15 protein-coding genes and 3 pseudogenes are annotated in these 17,457 nt (G+C 61.3%); 16 read left to right on the top strand and 2 right to left on the bottom strand.

What is annotated here, in order from left to right:
- The first annotated feature begins 11 nt into the window (after positions 1–11).
- Positions 12–581 (top strand): hypothetical protein, encoded by a 570-nt coding sequence (locus HAP54_RS47280; RefSeq protein WP_166298128.1) that lies wholly within the window; start codon positions 12–14, stop codon positions 579–581.
- Here HAP54_RS47280 and HAP54_RS47275 read toward each other — a convergent pair.
- Together HAP54_RS47275 and HAP54_RS47270 are read right to left on the bottom strand one after the other, a co-directional pair.
- Positions 517–1,463, bottom strand: a protein-coding gene (locus tag HAP54_RS47275; protein WP_166298127.1) for an IS630 family transposase whose coding sequence is annotated in 2 segments (ribosomal slippage) — positions 517–1,124 and positions 1,124–1,463 — 948 coding nt in all. Because the reading frame shifts where the segments join, the coding sequence is not laid out codon by codon here. The two genes, HAP54_RS47280 and HAP54_RS47275, sit on opposite strands and share 65 nt — an antisense overlap.
- A 91-nt stretch (positions 1,464–1,554) precedes the next feature.
- On the bottom strand, positions 1,555–1,758 hold the full coding sequence (locus tag HAP54_RS47270) for a hypothetical protein (protein ID WP_166298126.1): 204 nt from the start codon (positions 1,756–1,758) through the stop codon (positions 1,555–1,557).
- Between HAP54_RS47270 and HAP54_RS47265 the strand changes: the two genes are divergently transcribed.
- The 15 genes and pseudogenes from HAP54_RS47265 (at position 1,750) to HAP54_RS47195 (ending at position 17,451) form a co-directional block, all read left to right on the top strand.
- Complete coding sequence (locus HAP54_RS47265; protein WP_166298125.1) at positions 1,750–3,117, top strand: AAA family ATPase; 1,368 nt, start codon at positions 1,750–1,752, stop codon at positions 3,115–3,117. The genes HAP54_RS47270 and HAP54_RS47265 overlap by 9 nt on opposite strands.
- A 139-nt stretch (positions 3,118–3,256) precedes the next feature.
- On the top strand, positions 3,257–3,586 hold the full coding sequence (locus HAP54_RS47260; protein WP_224741485.1) for a hypothetical protein: 330 nt from the start codon (positions 3,257–3,259) through the stop codon (positions 3,584–3,586).
- Between the two features lie 235 nt (positions 3,587–3,821).
- Positions 3,822–4,811, top strand: a complete 990-nt coding sequence (locus HAP54_RS47255; protein ID WP_224741486.1) for a PAS domain S-box protein — start codon at positions 3,822–3,824, stop codon at positions 4,809–4,811.
- Between the two features lie 503 nt (positions 4,812–5,314).
- Positions 5,315–5,452 (top strand): annotated as a pseudogene (locus tag HAP54_RS47250) (transposase); the annotation flags it as partial.
- A 1,577-nt stretch (positions 5,453–7,029) separates the two neighbouring features.
- Positions 7,030–8,031, top strand: a complete 1,002-nt coding sequence (locus HAP54_RS47245; protein ID WP_166298123.1) for a formylglycine-generating enzyme family protein — start codon at positions 7,030–7,032, stop codon at positions 8,029–8,031.
- A 27-nt stretch (positions 8,032–8,058) separates the two neighbouring features.
- Positions 8,059–9,861 (top strand): arylsulfatase, encoded by a 1,803-nt coding sequence (locus HAP54_RS47240; RefSeq protein WP_166298122.1) that lies wholly within the window; start codon positions 8,059–8,061, stop codon positions 9,859–9,861.
- A gap of 86 nt (positions 9,862–9,947) precedes the next feature.
- Positions 9,948–11,660, top strand: a complete 1,713-nt coding sequence (locus HAP54_RS47235; protein ID WP_166298121.1) for an arylsulfatase — start codon at positions 9,948–9,950, stop codon at positions 11,658–11,660.
- A 51-nt stretch (positions 11,661–11,711) separates the two neighbouring features.
- Positions 11,712–12,751 (top strand): annotated as a pseudogene (locus tag HAP54_RS47230) (HAD family hydrolase).
- Positions 12,748–12,991, top strand: a pseudogene (locus HAP54_RS47225) (DUF3302 domain-containing protein). The pseudogenes HAP54_RS47230 and HAP54_RS47225 overlap by 4 nt, the downstream one beginning before the upstream one ends.
- Positions 12,991–13,932, top strand: a complete 942-nt coding sequence (locus HAP54_RS47220) for an HlyD family secretion protein (protein ID WP_166298120.1) — start codon at positions 12,991–12,993, stop codon at positions 13,930–13,932. The pseudogene HAP54_RS47225 and the gene HAP54_RS47220 overlap by 1 nt, the downstream one beginning before the upstream one ends.
- Before the next feature lie 35 nt (positions 13,933–13,967).
- Positions 13,968–15,098: a DUF1254 domain-containing protein gene (locus HAP54_RS47215; RefSeq protein ID WP_312022767.1), complete on the top strand. Its 1,131-nt coding sequence runs from the start codon at positions 13,968–13,970 to the stop codon at positions 15,096–15,098.
- On the top strand, positions 15,065–15,316 hold the full coding sequence (locus HAP54_RS47210; RefSeq protein ID WP_339156814.1) for a DUF1214 domain-containing protein: 252 nt from the start codon (positions 15,065–15,067) through the stop codon (positions 15,314–15,316). Before HAP54_RS47215 ends, HAP54_RS47210 begins: the two co-directional genes overlap by 34 nt.
- 74 nt (positions 15,317–15,390) lie before the next feature.
- The gene (locus HAP54_RS47205) at positions 15,391–16,419 is read left to right on the top strand and encodes a DUF1254 domain-containing protein (protein WP_166307166.1); all 1,029 of its coding nucleotides are present in this window, start codon (positions 15,391–15,393) and stop codon (positions 16,417–16,419) included.
- Between the two features lie 49 nt (positions 16,420–16,468).
- The gene (locus tag HAP54_RS47200) at positions 16,469–16,747 is read left to right on the top strand and encodes a hypothetical protein (RefSeq protein WP_312022769.1); all 279 of its coding nucleotides are present in this window, start codon (positions 16,469–16,471) and stop codon (positions 16,745–16,747) included.
- A 14-nt stretch (positions 16,748–16,761) separates the two neighbouring features.
- Positions 16,762–17,451, top strand: a complete 690-nt coding sequence (locus HAP54_RS47195; RefSeq protein ID WP_312022770.1) for a SphA family protein — start codon at positions 16,762–16,764, stop codon at positions 17,449–17,451.
- Positions 17,452–17,457 lie beyond the last annotated feature (6 nt).

Here is a 17,457-nt window from a genome sequence, read left to right as displayed (position 1 = left end):
GGCGCACGCCGATGACCGATCCGCGCGACGACATCGCCCGACAGATGGAGCCCATCGCGCGCAGGCTGCTCGGCGAGCCAAACGAAGCGCTGTCGTCGGAAGGCGAACTGCGGTTTGGCAACCACGGATCGATGGCTATCAATTTGCAAACAGGCTGCTGGTTCGATCACGAGCGCGGTGTCGGCGGCGGCGTGCTCGCCCTAATCAAGGATGTCACTGGCGTCGATGGCCGCACCTGGATCGAGCGCAACGGCTTTGAGGCTGAGCGTGCCGCGCCGCGCAAGGCGAACGGAAGGCAGCGAGCGCCGCTCGGTAAGATCGTCGCTACCTATCCGTACCGTGACGCCAACGGCGAGCTGCTGTTCGAGGTGCTGCGCTATTCGCCTAAAAATTTTCGCCAGCGTCGTCCCGATCGGAACAGCCCCGGCAAGTGGATATGGGATGTCGAGGGCGTGCCGCGTGTGCCCTACCGCCTGCCCGAACTTAACGAGCAGATCGAGCTAGAGCATTTTCCGATCACGTTGCGTCGTAACCAGCCGCGACGAGATAATTTTGGCATTCCTCGGGTGAGAAGCGCTTGAGAGCGTTGGCGATTGCTTGCCAGAGATCGGGCATGGTGCGCGCTGCGGCGGCCCGCAACAGGGCTTTCAGTTTAGAGAAGGCCATTTCGATCGGGTTGAAGTCTGGACTGTAGGGCGGAAGATAGAGCAGGCTTGCTCCGACCGCCCGGATGGCCTCTCGAACGCCATGGACCTTGTGAGCGGGCAAGTTGTCCATGATAACGGTATCGCCCGGCCGCAGCGATGGGGCGAGCAATTGCTCGACGTAGGCCAGGAAAGCGTCGCCATCCATTGGACCGTCCAGAACAAGCGGCGCGATCAGACCGTCGGAGCGCAATCCAGCGGTGAATGTCGTCGTCTTCCAATGTCCGTGTGGGATAGCTGCACGACATCGCTCGCCGCGTGGCGAGCGGCCGTAAAGCCGCGCCATTTTGGTGTTGGCGCTGGTTTCGTCGATGAAGACGAGACGCTCAGGGTCAAGATCGATTTGCCCTTCGAACCACTCCTCACGCGCGGCATTTATATCGCCGCGCCGTTGCTCGGCGGCGTGCGCTGTCTTTTTTTAAGTGTGATCTTTCTGCGCTGGAAAAAACGCCAGAGCGACGCGATGCCAGTCGATATTCCACGACGTTTCAACAGTTCTCGCAACTCGGCGAGCGTGATATCCGGCTTCGCTGTCACTGCCGCCAGAATCAATTGCGAATGCGCTTCGATGCGCTGCGATTTGCGGTCACCGCCCTGGCGTTTAGGAACGATGTCGCCAACTTCCTTGAGGCGACCGCGCCAGCGGATCGCACTGGCCGCGCTGACACCAAAGCGCTCAGCAGCCTGTCGACAGGACATGCCACCGTCAATCGCGGCTATCACCCTTTGACGAAGATCAACCGAAAGCGCCCTGGCCATACATGCTGGCCTCCCTCGCCAGCATGCAGCTTGAATCTGACTCGCGCCGTTTTGGGAATCCCCACCCGATTCATTCCGGTCGGAAAATGCTCTAGGGCGCAGGGTCGTCATTGTCGAGGGCGAGAAAGATGCTGATCGGCTCTGGGGCCTCGGCGTCCCGGCCACATGCAATGCCGGTGGCGCTGGCAAGTGGCACGATGACCTGACCGCGTTTTTTGTGGGTGCTCATGTCGTCGTCGTTGGCGATCACGATCCGCAGAAGCGACACCAGAAGACCGGCGACCTGATGTTTCATGAGGACGGCTCGGCGATCTTCGCCGGACAGGATCATGCGCAGGCGGTGGCGCGCGCGCTGTCAGGAGTAGCGCGGGTCCGCGTGCTTGATCTTTCCAAACATTGGCCCGATATCCCGCCGAAAGCCGACATCAGCGATTGGCTGGCGCTCGGGCATTCGCGCGAAGACCTCGACAGACTGCTCGATCAGGCCGAGGATCATCGGCAGGCCAAGGTACTTGGCGAGTGGGATGCGGGCACCGATAAGCAATATCTCCCGCCGCCGCGCGGCTGGCTGCTGGGCACCGCCTTCTGTCGCAAATTCATTTCATCCATCGTCGCACCCGGGGGCGTCGGCAAGAGCGCGCTGCGCCTCGCACAGTTGATCTCGCTCGCCATCGGTCGCCCGCTTACAGGCGAGCATGTCTTCCAGCGCTGCCGCGTGTTGATCGTCAGTTTAGAGGACGATGCCGATGAGTTGCGCCGCAGGTTGCGCGCAGCCTGTCTGCATCATGGTGTGGCACAGCCCGAACTGGAGGGCTGGCTGTTTCTGGCATCACCCGGAGCCGATGGCGGTAAGTTGATGGTGCCCGATCAGCACGGCAGGCCCGTGGTCGGCGCGCTGGCGGGAAAGCTGGCCGCCACAATCATGGATCGCAAGATCGATATCTGCTGCATCGATCCGTTCGTGAAGAGCCACAGCGTCGAAGAAAATTCCAATTCGATGATCGACAAGGTGGTGCAGATACTTTCCGACATGGCAGGGGCCCTTAACTGCGCCATCGATCTGCCGCACCATACCGCAAAGGGGCAGGCCGATCCCGGCAACCCGGATCGTGGTCGTGGCGCGTCTTCGATGCGGGACGCTGGCAGGCTGGTTTACACCCTGACGCCGATGACGCCTGAAGAGGCGCAGGCCCTCGGGGTGAGCGAGGCCGAGCGCCGCAGCCTGATCAGACTCGACAGCGCCAAGGTCAACATCATGCCACCGATGACAGCGGCAAAATGGTTCCGACTGGTTGGTGTCGAGATCGGCAACGAGACGGACGGCTATCCGAGCGGCGACAACGTCCAGACGGTCGAGGCGTGGTCGCCACCGGGGTTGTTCGCCGACATCAGCGTCCCGGTCCTGAACGCCATCCTCGACGACATCGAGGCGGGCCTGCCAGACGGGAACCGATATAGCGATGCACCCAATGTCACCGACCGCGCCGCCTGGCGCGTGATCGATAGGCACTGCGGCAAGGGTGAAGGTCCGGCCCGGCAGATCATCAAGATGTGGGTCGGCTCCGGCCTTTTGATCCAACATTCCTATGAAAACCCGACCACCCGGAAGCCCGTCAAAGGTCTTCGGGTGGATGCCGTAAAGAGGCCGTCATGAGGGCTGCGCCGTTGACCCGGTTTCAATGGCGCATCAAGGGCGCAAGCGGTCTGCGCCGTTGTTACCGGAGCGCCTATCTAAGCGAGCACACGCCCCGTATCGGTCGGAGCGAAATGAGAACTGGCTGAAGATCAAGGCCGTGCAGAAGGGGAAATTCCCGGTCGTCGGCTTCGTCAAAGACCCGAGCGGCGTTGCCGCCCTGTATCTCGGCAAGCGGGAAGGCAAAGACCTTGTCTACACGGGCAAGGTTGGAACGGGCTGGTCTCGCACCGTCTCAAGCCAGATCAGAAAGCAGCTCGATGGCGTGGTCAGCCCGAAATCAAAGCTAACCAGACCTATCAGGAAGCCGAAAGCAACATGGGTAGAGCCAAAGTTCTATGCCGATGTTGAGTACCGGGACATCACATCGGAAGGCTTGTTGCGGGCGAGTTCGTTCAAAGGCCTGATCAAGGGATCAGGGCGCACCTGACAACCTGATCAGCACGACACGATCCTGCCCGTCCTCGCCGGTGGCCGAAAGCCGATCAAGCGATGTCCCGCTATTGAAGGGAAGAACGGAAGTCGCATTTTTGGGGTCGTAAGGGCAGCTTTTGACCCATTAAGAGATATCCAAATTCCATCCGTGCACGATTACAAGTGCTATACTGTCGCCTCAAAGGCCGGGCCAGCGGCGGGGCGGGTTCGCTGTGAGGCAGAAGAACAAGGTGGGAATTTCGTCCAAACCTAGGGAAATCGAAGCGGCGCTTCGCGAAAGCGAGCAACGATTGCGTTGGCTGGCCTCCATAATCGACTCCAGCGACGACGCGATTGTAAGCAAAAATCTCGATGGCATCATTAGAAGCTGGAATAGCGGTGCTGAGCGCATCTTCGGCTACTCTGCCAGCGAGGCGATTGGTCAGCCCATTACGCTTGTGATACCTCAGGATCGGCAAAGCGAAGAACGTGAGATTTTAACGCGCATCCGACGAGGTGAGCGCATCGACCATTTTGAGACTGTTCGGCAACACAAGCACGGCAGCTTGATCGTCGTTTCGCTGACCGTGTCTCCTGTCAAGGATGCCAACGACAAAATTGTCGGCGCGTCAAAGATTGCCAGAGATATTACCGAGCAGAAGCGAAATCAGGAGCTGATCGTGACCTTGGCACGGGAAGCCGAGCATCGCAGCAAGAACTTACTTGCGAACGCGCTGGCAACAGTCAATCTTTCTCAGGCAACCTCGCCAGAAGGTCTCAAACAGATAATTGCTGGACGCATCCAAGCACTTGCAAATGTTTGCTCGCTTTTCGCGGCAACGCGGTGGATCGGTGCCGAGCTGTCGGCGATTGCGAGACAAGAATTAGCTCCCTATTCCGAGAAGAACGGCGAACGGACTTTCATCGATGGTCCGCAAACCATGTTGGAGCCAGACGCCGCACAGGCGATTGCGATCACGTTGCACGAGTTAGCGACCAACGCCGCGAAGTACGGCGCTTTGTCCGGGCCCAACGGCCAAGTTCGCGTGGGATGGTCACAGGAGGCTGACGGTCGATTGCGCCTGCGCTGGATGGAGACTGGTGGCCCAGTCGCGCAGGAACCTACGCGAAAGGGGCTCGGCAGCCGTATCATCGAACAGATGATCGTTCAGCAAAAGGGGAAAGTTCGCTTTGACTGGCGCAAAGACGGGCTTGTCTGCGAAATTAAACTCCCGGTGTGAGGGATGCGATGCCTAGGCAATTTACGGCGCGTATTCATTAATCCGGGTCCGCTTACGAAGTAGAAGCCCACCAGCTGAAGGCCTCGGTCATTTGTCCGAGACCTCCGCGGCGTCCGAAAAATCCATCAGCGAGGCCCGCAGCGGCACCTATGGGGGGCCGGGGGGCCATCCGCACAATAAAAGCGGACCCCTTCCGAGCGCTGGCGGCGCTGCCGAATGAACGGCTGCACATTGTCAATTTGCCTCAAGAACAATTTTCCATCAACACCCTGTGAGGCCGGTGACATGCGCGCATCCGCCTTGCGACTCACCGATAAACGTCGCTGATGGGATGGCTCTCCGCCTGCAGCGCCAGCCGCATCACTCCCAGTGACATCTAGGCCCGTCGGGGTGAGTGCGACGGCATCGACGCAGAAAGAGCCGGCCCCGGAATTCTGCACAGGGCGATAAGTGGAGTTTCTGCCTGACAGCGGGCACGCTGTGCCTGCGAATCAGGAGCGACAATGAGCAGAAGAACACGCCGGAACCACACACCGGCCTTCAAGGCGAAGGTGGCGCTCGCCGCCGTGAAGGGCGATCGAACGCTGGCTCAGCTTGCCGAGCAGTTCGACGTCCACCCCAATCAGATCACGGCGTGGAAGGCTCGGGACCTCCTCGCTGATCCAAGCGATGCGCTTGTCGATGATCTCGCCGACCGTGATGCCTGCCTGCTGGGCCTGCAGCCTGCGGACCTGCCGTGCGGTCTGCGCTACATCCTCGCCGTTGGCGATCCTCAGCTTCAGCTTCCACGCTTCCTTCCGCCAGAACGCAACGTCATGCTCGGGCATTTGGTAGACGCCCAGGCGATGCGTGCCGCGCTTCTTAGTGATCGGGCAGGTATATTTGATGGAGAAGGTCGGCGGCGCTGTCGGGCTCAGGCTGACGTAGAAGCCAGCGCAAGAGGCGTCATAGATTTTGCGGCGCTGTTTGACTTGTGCGCGGCAAATTTTCTCGGTGATGTTGGGCATGAGATGCTCTCAGGGCGGATCGAGGGCGGGTACCGCGCCGGGGCCTAGCCCCAGCAGCGGCGGTTCAGCGGCGCGCCCATCAGCCTTGATGGAAAAGCATATTTCCAAAAGAGCCTATAATTAAAGGGTTTTTATATGCTCAGATGGAGCCATTGGCGCTCGCCTGAGATCAAAATAAGGCCCACACGATTTCGCCGTCCGCATCGATCACGCTTCGTCGGTCGTGACCTCAGCGTCCACCGCATCTCACCGCAACACCCGTGACGATGCGCAAGCGCCCCTCGATCGGGTGAGACGGGCAAATCTATACACTGAGTTGGGTGTTCCGATAAACAGAAATATTTTTGACGAAGGGTCTTGCCACGTCGGGCAACTCAGTGATCGCGATTTTGGACGACGCCGGCTCGCTGCGCGGTACCCGCGGCGCGCTGAGTTCCGGTTCGTGCAGGGCGTTCAATTCGCGTGAGACAATGTGCCGCGCAGCCTGCCGCGCTCAAGCTGCATGGCCCCGACGTGCGAGCCTTTGGCGGCGTCGTGAAGTCCTTCGAAGCCGACGAGTTCGCTGGTGCTGACCGAGAGGTGCTCGCTTATTTTCAGGTTCACAACTGGAGAGTGCGATTGATCTGCCGAGACCAAGTGCTTGAAGTCAGGACAAGAACTTCCCCGGCGACAACGCCGGTTTGATTTGCACGGCGAGATCGTGGCGCGGATTTGCCGACGTGCAAATTTTCGCTTGTTTTTCCAAGAAGGCAATGATGCCCGCGGCATCGGATTGATGGAATTGGGACATCGTTCGTTAAGGCTGCACGCCTTGGGGTTGAGATTGGCACAAAGTGCACATGCCACGCATAACACGTTGCGCTATCGTTTGATCTCAAAGCGAAACAGCTCGTGACAACGTCCGGCGGGACGGATCACGCGCCGCATGGGCGGCTGCGCACGCGAGCGCTCGGGTAGATGGCGACGAGGAGAGAAAGGGAAGAAGGCCTGACGCAATCAACGCTGCCGAAAAGTGCAGCATCAAAAAATGGAAGGGCGCGACAATGCAATCGAGCACGACGTTCGATCACCGAGAAGCCAATCCTGCGATCTTCAAGCCTGCGATCTTCGGCAAGATCTTCCGCGTAGCACTCAACGAAATCACCGACCCATCGAGAACACAGGGTTTTTGGGACTGTTGCCCGCGGTAATGCGCGAACAGGTGTATCGCCATGTCCCGGGCCGAGATCGCTTCCGCTGAAGCAGAGCCGGACGACCGCATGCAGACCGACGACATGGTCTGGATTCCCGGCGGCACGTTCCGCATGGGATCGGACCAGCATTATCCCGAGGAAGCGCCGTCGCATCGCGCGTCGGTCGATGGTTTCTGGATCGACCGCACGCCGGTGACCAACGCCCAATTCCGCGACTTCGTGCGGGAGACCGGCCACATCACGTTCGCCGAGCGGCCGCCCGATCCCGCGCAATATCCGGGCGCGCTGCCGCACATGCTCTATGCCGGCTCGCTGGTGTTTTCTCCGCCGCGCCGCGTCCACACCCTGCGCGACTGGAGCCAATGGTGGACCTACCTGCGGGGCGCGAACTGGCGTCGCCCCTATGGCCCGCGCAGCAACATCAACGTGCTCGGCAGCCATCCCGTCGTCCACGTCGCCTATGCCGATGCGCTGGCCTACGCCAAATGGGCCGGCAAGGAGCTGCCGACCGAAGCGGAGTGGGAGTTCGCGGCACGCGGCGGGCTCGAGGATGAGGAATATGCCTGGGGCAATGCCCTGACGCCCGGCGGCAAGCACATGGCCAATACCTGGCAGGGCAATTTCCCGCTGCAGAATCTCTGCGAGGACGGTTTTGACCGGACCTCGCCGGTGACCGCGTTCCCGCCGAACGGCTATGGCGTCCACGACATGATCGGCAATGTCTGGGAGTGGACCGCCGACTGGTGGTCGGCCCGCCATGAGGCCGATGCCGCGAAACCTTGCTGCATTCCGCAGAATCCGCGCGGCGGCCGCGAGAGCGCGAGCTACGACCCCGCCCAGCCGGCGATCAGGATTCCCCGCAAGGTCCTGAAAGGCGGCTCGCATCTCTGCGCGCCGAACTACTGCCGCCGCTATCGCCCGGCCGCGCGCCATGCCGAGCCGGTCGATACCTCGACCAGCCATGTCGGATTCCGCTGCGTGGTGCGGTCGTCGCCAGCCGTTTCTCACCCGCCGAAATGAAGGCCTTTGCAATGTAAGGAGTTTCTTATGAGCAACGACGCCGACAACAACAAACAGGCCGACAAGGCTATCGACCGTCGCAATCTCTTGCTGGGCACATCCACCCTGGTGGCCGCGGCGACATTGACGTCCGATGCGTTCGCGCAGGCGCAGAAGGCAGCGCCTTCGTCGGCTGCAAGTCCGTCCCCTGCGGCGACCTCGGGCCGCAAGCCGAATATCCTGGTGATCTGGGGTGACGACATCGGCATCGCGAACATCAGCGCCTATTCGAATGGCTTGATGGGATACGAGACGCCAAGCATCGACCGCATTGCGCGCGAAGGCCTCAAGATGCAGCATTATTACGGCGAGCAGTCTTGCACGGCCGGCCGCGCTGCGTTTCTCACCGGCCAGCATGGTATTCGTTCCGGTCTGACCAAGGTCGGCTTTCCCGGTGCGCCAATGGGGATGAGCCAGCTCGATCCGTCGGTCGGCGGTCTGCTCAAGAATCTCGGCTATACCACCGGTCAGTTCGGCAAAAATCACGTCGGCGACCGCAACGAATCGCTGCCGACTGTGAACGGCTTCGACGAGTTCTTCGGCAACCTCTACCATCTCAATGCCGAGGAAGAGCCGGAGCTGTCCGACTATCCCAAGGATCCGGCCTACCGCGCCAAGTTTGGCCCGCGCGGCGTCCTGCGCTGCAAGGCGACGGATCGTGACGATCCCACGGTCGATCCGCGGTTCGGCAAGATCGGCAAGCAGACCATCGAGGATACCGGCGCCCTGACCAAGAAGCGCATGGAGACGGTCGATGACGAAACGTCCGCGGCGGCGATCGATTTCATCAAGCGGCAGCAGGCGGCCGGCAAGCCGTTCTTCTGCTGGTTCAACGCGACGCGCATGCATCTGCGAACGCATGTGCGCGCCGACCACCGGGGCCGCTACACCCACGGCGACAGCGAATACATTGACGGCATGATGGAGCACGACGACACCGTCGGCTCACTGCTCAAAGCGCTGGACGATCTGGGAATCGCGAACGACACCATTGTGGTCTATTCGAGCGACAACGGGCCCCACATGAACACCTGGCCCGACGGTGCCATGACCTGGTTCCGCTCCGAGAAGAACACCAATTGGGAGGGCGCTTTCCGCGTGCCCTGCCTTGTCCGCTGGCCCGGTGTGATCAAGCCCGGTACGGTCAGCAACGAACTCATGAGCCACAACGACTGGATCCCAACGTTATGTTCGATCGCCGGCGAACCCGACATCGTCAACAAGCTGAGGGCTGGCTACACCGCGAACGGCACCAGCTACAAAGTCCATCTCGACGGCTATGACCAGTCGGCGTTCCTCCGCAACGTCAGCGGGACCGCCGCCAACAACAACGGCACCAAGAGCGCGCGCGACAAGTTTTTCTACTCGGACGATGATGGCCTGTTGGTGTGCTTCCGGCAGGGCGACTACAAATACGTCTTCTCCGAGCAGCGCAAGGAAGGGACGATGGGGCTGTGGGCCGAACCCTTCACCACGCTCCGCCTGCAGAAGATATTTAACCTGATGCAGGACCCCTTCGAGCGCGCCGACATCACCTCCAACACCTTCTGGGACTGGAATCTGAATCATGTCGGCAGCGCCTACGGCATGATGGATGAGGTGTTCCAGTTCGTCGCGACGTTCAAGGAGTTTCCGCCGCGCGCCTTCCCGCCGAGCTTCAATCCCGCCAACATCCTGGAAGGCATGATGGATGGGATCAAGCAGAAGAAGGCGCTAATCGAAGGAATGGATGTCGACAAGGTCCGCGCCGGACTGAACCGGATCATCCAGCAGCAACTGCAAAATCGCTAACTCTGCGCACCCGGCTCATCCTTCGGTGAGCCGGCCTGCAGTTTCTCGACCGTCGCTACAGCCTTCTGAAAAGTAAGGAGTGTCGAATGAGCAATGAAACCAGGAACAGGAGCCAGACCGAAGCGGAACAGGCGATCAATCGTCGAAATCTGCTGCTCGGTACATCCTCGCTGGTCGCAGCAGCGGCGTTGACATCGGACGCGCTGGCACAGGCGCAGAAGGCTGCCCCGGCGCCGGCTGCAAGTCCGGCCGCGGCGGCGGCCTCGGGGCGCAAGCCGAATATTCTTATCATCTTCGGCGACGATATCGGCCAGACCAACCTGAGCGCCTATTCATTCGGCCTGATGGGCTATCGCACGCCGAATATCGATCGCGTTGCCAAAGAAGGCATGATGTTTACCGACTATTATGCCGAGCAAAGCTGCACGGCAGGGCGATCATCCTTCATCACCGGCCAATGCACGTTGCGAACCGGCCTCTCGAAGGTTGGCGTCCCCGGCGCGACCGTTGGCCTGCAGGCTAGGGACGTCACGATCGCCCAAGTGCTCAAGCCGCTGGGCTACGCCACCGGCCAGTTCGGCAAGAACCACCTTGGCGACCGCAACGAATATTTGCCGACGGTGCACGGCTTCGACGAGTTCTACGGCAACCTTTATCACCTCAACGCCGAAGAAGACCCCGAGAACTGGTTCTACCCGAAAGACCCCGGCTTCTTCGACAAGTTCGGACCGCGCGGCGTGTTGCGTTGCAAGGCATCCGACCGCGACGACCCGACCGAGCAGCCACGCTGGGGCAGGGTTGGCAAGCAGACCATCGAGGACACCGGGCCGCTCTCCAAGAAGCGCATGGAAACCATCGACGATGAGACGTCGGCCACGGCGGTCGATTTCATGCGGCGTCAGGTTCAGGCGAACACGCCGTTCTTCTGCTGGTTCAACTCCACCCGCATGCATTTCCGCACCCATGTGCGGGCGGAGCATCGCGACAAGCCGGGCCTGACTTCACGGACCGAATATGCCGACGGGATGATCGAGCACGATGCGACGATCGGCACGATCCTCAAGGCCCTGGACGATCTCGGCGTCGCCAATGATACGATCGTTCTCTACACGACCGACAACGGCCCGCATCAGAACTCCTGGCCGGACGCCGGCACGACGCCGTTCCGCAGCGAGAAGAACACCAACTGGGAAGGCGCGTTCCGCGTGCCCTGCATGATCCGCTGGCCGGGACGAATCCAGCCGGGTTCGGTCTCGAACGAAATGATCAGCGGACTCGACTGGTTCCCCACACTCATGGCCGCGGCCGGCGATACGGAGATCAAGCAGAAGCTGCTCAACGGCTATAACGTCGGTGGCAAGACATTCAAGGTTCACCTCGACGGTTACAACCAGCTTCCATATCTCACCGGCCAGCAGGATCGCGGCGCCCGCAAGGAATTCATCTACTTCAACGACGACGGCGATGTCGTGGCGATGCGTTATGAGAACTGGAAAGCGGTGTTCGAAGAGCAGCGCGTCAACGGCACCATGCGGATCTGGGCGGAGCCGTTCACCAAGCTGCGGGTGCCGAAATTCTTCAATCTGCGTTCCGATCCGTACGAACGTGCGGACGTCACCTCGAACACTTACTACGACTGGTTCATGTCGGACGCTGCCGGCGCATTCCTGGCGTCCTCGGCGGTCGTCGGAGACTTTCTCGCGACTTTCAAGGATTATCCTCCGAGCCAGCGGCCATCGAGCTTCAGCATCGACCAGCTGGTCGAGAAGATGCAGAAGAGCTTTGAGGTGACCCAATAGGCATGAAGCTCAACGAGAGGCGGTAGGGGAAATCCGTTGCGGATTGCAGTGATGGCTGGATGCACAGGACTGAACCGACGAGCGGCCGTTGCGGCGCTCGTCGCTCTCGTGCTGTGCAGCGTTGTCGGTGCCCGTGCCCAGGCCGACCCGCTGCCGTCCTGGAACGACGGCGCGGCAAAGCAGGCGATCACCGATTTCGTCGCGCGGGTGACGACGCAAAGCGGGGCGGATTTCGTCCCGCCGGCGGAGCGCATCGCCACTTTCGACAATGACGGCACGCTGTGGACCGAGCAGCCACTCTATTTCCAACTCGCCTTCGCGTTCGACCGCGTCAAGGCGATGGCGCCGGAGCATCCGGACTGGAAGACGCGGCAACCCTTCAAGGCGCTGCTGGAGAAGGACACCAAGGCGCTTGCGGCCAGAGAAAGGGCTGTTGCAAATCCTGGCGGTCACGCATGCCGGCATGACCACGGAGGCGTTTGCGCAGTCCGTCCGCGACTGGCTCGCGACGGCAAGGCATCCGCGGTTCAACCGTCCCTATGACAGCCTGGTCTATCAACCGATGCTGGAGCTGCTGGTTTATCTCAGGGCCAACGGCTTCAAGACCTTCGTCGTCTCCGGCGGCGGCGTCGAGTTCATGCGGCCGTGGATGGAACGGGTCTACGGCATTCCGCCGGAGCAGGTGGTCGGCTCGTCGGGCGTGGTGAAATTCCAGATCGGTGCTGACGGCAAGCCGGTGCTGATGAAGGAAGCCAAGGTCGAATTCATCGATGACGGTCCGGGCAAGCCGGTCGGGATCAACCGCTTTATCGGTCGCCGTCCGATCTTCGCGTTCGGCAACTCGGATGGCGATCTGCAGATGTTGCAATGGACCGCGGCCGGGCAGGGCGCGCGCTTCGCCGGCATCGTGCACCACACCGATGCCGCGCGCGAATACGCCTATGACCGGCAATCGAAGATCGGCAAGCTCGACAAGGCGCTCGACGCGGCCATTGCGGGCGGCTGGACCGTGGTCCGACATGAAGCAGGATTGGAAAGAGGTCTTTCCGCCCCTGGCCACAACAGGTGCTGCGAAGGAGGCGAAGCCATGAGCGGCTACGACATCTTCGCCTGGATCGTGCTGCTTATCCTGGTCGCGAGCGCGATCAGTATGTTCTGCATCGCCGGCTGGTTGCCCGGGCATATCGCGAAATCCCGCAATCACCCTTACGCGCAGGCCGTGACCGTCGCCGGCTGGATCACCTTAGATCTGCGGCTTTGCGCTGTGGCCGGTCGCTTTCGTCTGGGCCTATGTCGACGTGCCGGCGCCGCACCGGGCGGAAGATGCGTGATGGGTGTCGCGATCTTCAACACCTATCTGGTGCTGCTGTTCTTGCTGGTGCAGTTCAGGATCGTGCGCTTCAACCTGTTCTGGAAAGCGTCGCCCTTCGTCGTGCTGGTACTCTTGCTGTTCGGCCTGCTGGTGCCGATGGGTTGGGGCGCGCCGCAGGGCTCGGCGCTGGTTGTGCGCAATGCGGTGTCGATCGTCCCCGACGTCGCGGGCGAGGTGACCGAGGTGCCCGTCGTCGCCAACACGCCGCTGAAGGCGGGCGACATTCTCTTCAAGATCGATCCGACGCCCTACGACGCACAGGTCAAGGCGATCGAGGCGCAGCTCAAGCTGTCCAGGACGCGGCTCGCCCAGATGACGACGCTCTACGAACGCGATGCCGGGCGCGGCTTTGACGTCGAGCAGCGGCAGTCCGAGGTCGATCAGCTCAGCGGCCAGCTCGAGGCAGCACAGTGGAACAGCGACAAGACGGTGGTCCGCGCGCCGGCCGACGGTTACGTCACCAACCTCGCGCTGCGCAAGGGCGCGCGGGTGGCGAACCTGCCGCTGTCGCCGGTGATGGCGTTCATCGACACCTCGAGCACGATCATCGGCGTCGAGATCAACCAGATCGATGCGCGGTATGTCGCGCCGGGACAGGAGGCCGAAGTCACGTTCAAGTTCGCTCCCGGGCAAATTTGTTCCGGCAAGGTCGAAAGTGTGTTGCAGGCGATCGCGACCGGTCAGACCCAGACCTCGGGTACGGCCGTGGCGCCGAAGGCGATCGAGGCTGCGCCATTCGTCGTGAGTGTCAAGCTCGACGATGCTGCCTTCGCCGACCGGCTGCCCGCGGGCGCAACCGGCACGGCGGCGATCTACACGGAGCATCTCAAACCGACGCATGTCGTGCGGCGCGTGATTCTGCGCCAGGTCGCGATCGTCAATTACGTCAATCCGTTCTGAGGGGAGCGGATTGACAAATGCAGGGAGCAGTACGGGTGAGACACATTTCCAAAGCGATCACGGCGGCATTCTGCGTATCGACGGTTCTGGCTGCGCCGAGTTCGCCGGCTGCCGCGCAGCAGGCGGCCACAGTTCTCGGCGTGACGCCAGACGAGAAGACCGTCGCCGATGCCTATATCTATCTGCTCGGGCGCGTCCTCGTGATCCGCCAGGAGCACATAGATCGCAAGGGTGAGGGCTTCGCCTACAACAAGATCAAGTACAATCCGCTCGGCTCGGCCGATTTCGTCAACCCGAACTTTGATGTTGCCTATCTGGAGGCGTGGTTCGCGGTCGACGACAAGACGCCTGTCATCCTGGAGGTACCCGAGATCAAGGGGCGCTACTACACCGCGCAGATTCTGGATGAGTGGGGCGAGGTCATCGCCAATATCAACGAGCGCATCTTTCCGACCAAACCATACGGCAAGTTCGCTCTGGTGAAGCCGGGTTCCTCCGCAAAGATCCCCGCTGACGCCGGCCGCATCGAGCTGCATTCCAGCAAGGCGAAAATGCTCGGCCGCGTCGAGTTGAAGGGCGATCCGGATGGTGCCGTGAAGCTTCAGCGTGCGTTCACCGTGACAGCGCTCGGGAAGCCGGCGATTGCGCCGCCTCCGGCCATTCCGATGTTCAGCAATGTGGACCTGATTGGCGTCGAGATTTTCGACGACGTCGACGCCAAGCTCGGGAGCGCGCTCGATGTCTCGCCGAACGCCGCCGAGATGCAGCAGAAGGTCCGCGCCGTCGCGGCCTATGTCGCGTCCGGCAAGGAGGCGCGCGCATCGATCGATGCGCAGCTCAAGAAGGTCTCGACGCAGTTTCGCGAGGATGCCCTGACCAAGACCGCGCCATACGTGAATCATTGGCTGTGCGCGTCGTCCGGTGGCAACTATGGCGCAGGCTATCGATTGCGCTCGTCGGCCAACTATGCGGGGATCTGGGCGAACAACCCCGCCGAGGTCGTGTACTTTCCGGCGACCCGCGACGCCAATGAGCAGCCGCTCAATGGCAGCAACAGCTATGTCATGCACTTTCCGGCCAATGGACTGCCGCAATCGGTAGTCGATGCCTACTGGTCTGTCATCTGGTCGGCGTGCCGGACTATCGTGTGGTGCAGAATCCCCTGAAACGATACAACTTTAACAATCACTCGCCGTTGGTGAAGGAGGCGGATGGTTCGCTGAAGATCGGCATCGGAGCGAAGCCGGTGGCCGGCGTTCCCGAGGCTAACTGGCTGCCGGCCGCCGACGGCAAGCCGTTCTCGCTGACATTCCGGACATATGTGCCGAAGGAGCCGGCAAGGACGTGTGAATGGACACCGCCGGCTCTGACAAAGGTCAATTGAGTTTTCGGGGGCCGGACGGATTGCCGGCGCCCGGACCAGATTCTCGTTCTACGTGCAAGCAGTGGAGTTGGTCCATGATGATCAGGAAGATTGGCTTTGGCTTGGTGGCGTTCACCCTGATCACGAGCGCACAGGCTGAGCCGCCCGCGGACGGCGCTGTGCCGGTCACGGTCGACAACTTCATTCGCGCCGAAACGGACCTCTATCTCGGCAACATCGCCCGGGAGAACGGCTTCGGCAGGTTCAATCATAATCGTGAACCCGCTTCTCTCGACAAGCAGGCTGTCATCCGCCTCAACCGCGACACGCTCTACTCCGGCGCGGTCTTCGATCTCGACGCGGGACCGGTCTCGATTACGCTGCCGGATGCAGGCAAGCGATTCATGTCGATGGAGGTGATCAATCAGGATCACTACGTCGTGGAGGTTGACTATGGCGCCGGCACCCGGACCTTGTCGAAAGACAAGGTCGGCACGCGCTACGTCGTTGTCGCCATCCGCACGCTGGTCGATCCAACGGACGCCAAGGATGTCGATGCGGTCCACAAGCTTCAGGACGCCATCAAGGTCAGCCAGAAGACTGCCGGCAAGTTCGAAGTGCCGAACTGGGATCCGGCCAGCCAGAAGAAGGTTCGCGACGCGCTGCTGGTGCTGGGATCCACGATCCCCGATTTCAAGAAGGCGTTCGGCTCAAAACAGCAGGTTGATCCGATCCGGCACTTGATTGGCACGGCTCTCGGCTGGGGCGGCAATCCGGACAAGGACGCGACCTACCTCAACATCACGCCCGCGAAGAACGACGGCACCACCGTCTACAAGCTCAAGGTCAAGGACGTGCCCGTGGACGGCTTCTGGTCGGTCAGCGTCTATAACGAGCAGGGTTATTACGAGAAGAATTCCGACAACGCCTATACGCTGAACAACCTCACCGCCAGGCGCAGTGACGACGGCGCGATCGCGATCCAGTTTGGCGGCTGCGACGGCAAGATTGTGAACTGCCTGCCGATCACCAAGGGCTGGAACTACACGGTCCGGCTCTATCGGCCGCGCGCCGAAATCCTGAACGGCAAGTGGAAATTCCCGGAGCCGCAGCCAGCGAGCTGATGCGAATCCGTTACGATGTCTTGAGCGAAGTGGGGAGGTCGGGACGACAATGGTCAAACGTCACAAGCGTGCGGTGCTCGGCATTGTTGGCGCACTGGCGCTGTCGGCGATGCCGCGCACGGCGTTGGCCGACGCCGGTGGACTGAGCTTCTGGCTCCCCGGCGCGTTCGCAAGCCTGACGGCGGCGCCGGCGATGCCCGGTTGGGCCTATGCGACGATCTATATCCACCTGGATCAAAGCGCCAACGCGAGCAAGAATTTCGTCATCGGCAACCGCGTGCCGGGATCGGTCGTCGCCGGTCTCAACGCGCATGCGGACGCGTGCTAGGCGGGCAGGCGGCGGTGACCTTCCTGACCGCGCCGGGGAACATCGGTGTCGGTGTCGACGCGACGCTGACGGGCCCGCGGGGCAACACGATCTCGGGCGTCGCAACCGACAACCGCACGACGATCTCTGATGTCTTCTACCAGGGCACGCTGAAATGGAATCAGGGTGTCAACAACGAGATGTTCTACATTTTCGGCAACATCCCGAGCGGGACCTATGACAGCACCCGCCTCGCCAATCTCAGCTTTGGATTTGTCGCGATCGACGTTGGCGGCGCTTACACCTATCTCAATCCGGAATCCGGCCAGGAGTTCTCGGTGCTGGCCGGCGTCACCTACAATGGAATGAACAAGGATCTGCAATACCAGAATGGCATCGACTTCCACCTCGACTGGGGACTGTCGAAGTTCGTCGCCAAGAATGTCCATGTCGGCGTCGCCGGCTACTATTTCCAGCAGCTCACCGGCGACAGCGGCGCCGGCGCCAAGCTCGGCGATTTCAAGGGACGCGTCGCCGGTATCGGCCCGCAGGTCGGATTCATCTTTCCCGTTGGCGAGGGCTATCAGGGCTATCTGAACCTCCGGGGCTACAAGGATTTCGCCGCCGAAAACCGCGCGGAGGGATGGACGGCCTGGGTGACATTCCAGCTCTCGACCGCCGCGCCGCAGACCGCGCCGGCGAAGCCGATCGTACGGAAGTATTAGGGGAGG

Source organism: Bradyrhizobium sp. 2S1 (assembly GCF_011516625.5).
Classification (GTDB): domain Bacteria; phylum Pseudomonadota; class Alphaproteobacteria; order Rhizobiales; family Xanthobacteraceae; genus Bradyrhizobium; species Bradyrhizobium septentrionale.
Note: the sequence above shows the minus strand (reverse complement) of the source record. Positions and strands in the feature narration are given on the sequence as shown.

Bases quoted from the DNA above. Each gene is read 5' to 3' on its own strand.
- HAP54_RS47280 (WP_166298128.1), top strand. From the start codon at position 12: ATGACCGATCCGCGCGACGACATCGCCCGACAGATGGAGCCCATCGCG.
- HAP54_RS47265 (WP_166298125.1), top strand. From the start codon at position 1,750: ATGTTTCATGAGGACGGCTCGGCGATCTTCGCCGGACAGGATCATGCG.
- HAP54_RS47270 (WP_166298126.1), bottom strand. From the start codon at position 1,758: ATGAAACATCAGGTCGCCGGTCTTCTGGTGTCGCTTCTGCGGATCGTG.
- HAP54_RS47245 (WP_166298123.1), top strand. From the start codon at position 7,030: ATGTCCCGGGCCGAGATCGCTTCCGCTGAAGCAGAGCCGGACGACCGC.
- HAP54_RS47240 (WP_166298122.1), top strand. From the start codon at position 8,059: ATGAGCAACGACGCCGACAACAACAAACAGGCCGACAAGGCTATCGAC.
- HAP54_RS47235 (WP_166298121.1), top strand. From the start codon at position 9,948: ATGAGCAATGAAACCAGGAACAGGAGCCAGACCGAAGCGGAACAGGCG.
- HAP54_RS47220 (WP_166298120.1), top strand. From the start codon at position 12,991: ATGGGTGTCGCGATCTTCAACACCTATCTGGTGCTGCTGTTCTTGCTG.
- HAP54_RS47205 (WP_166307166.1), top strand. From the start codon at position 15,391: ATGATGATCAGGAAGATTGGCTTTGGCTTGGTGGCGTTCACCCTGATC.
- HAP54_RS47200 (WP_312022769.1), top strand. From the start codon at position 16,469: ATGGTCAAACGTCACAAGCGTGCGGTGCTCGGCATTGTTGGCGCACTG.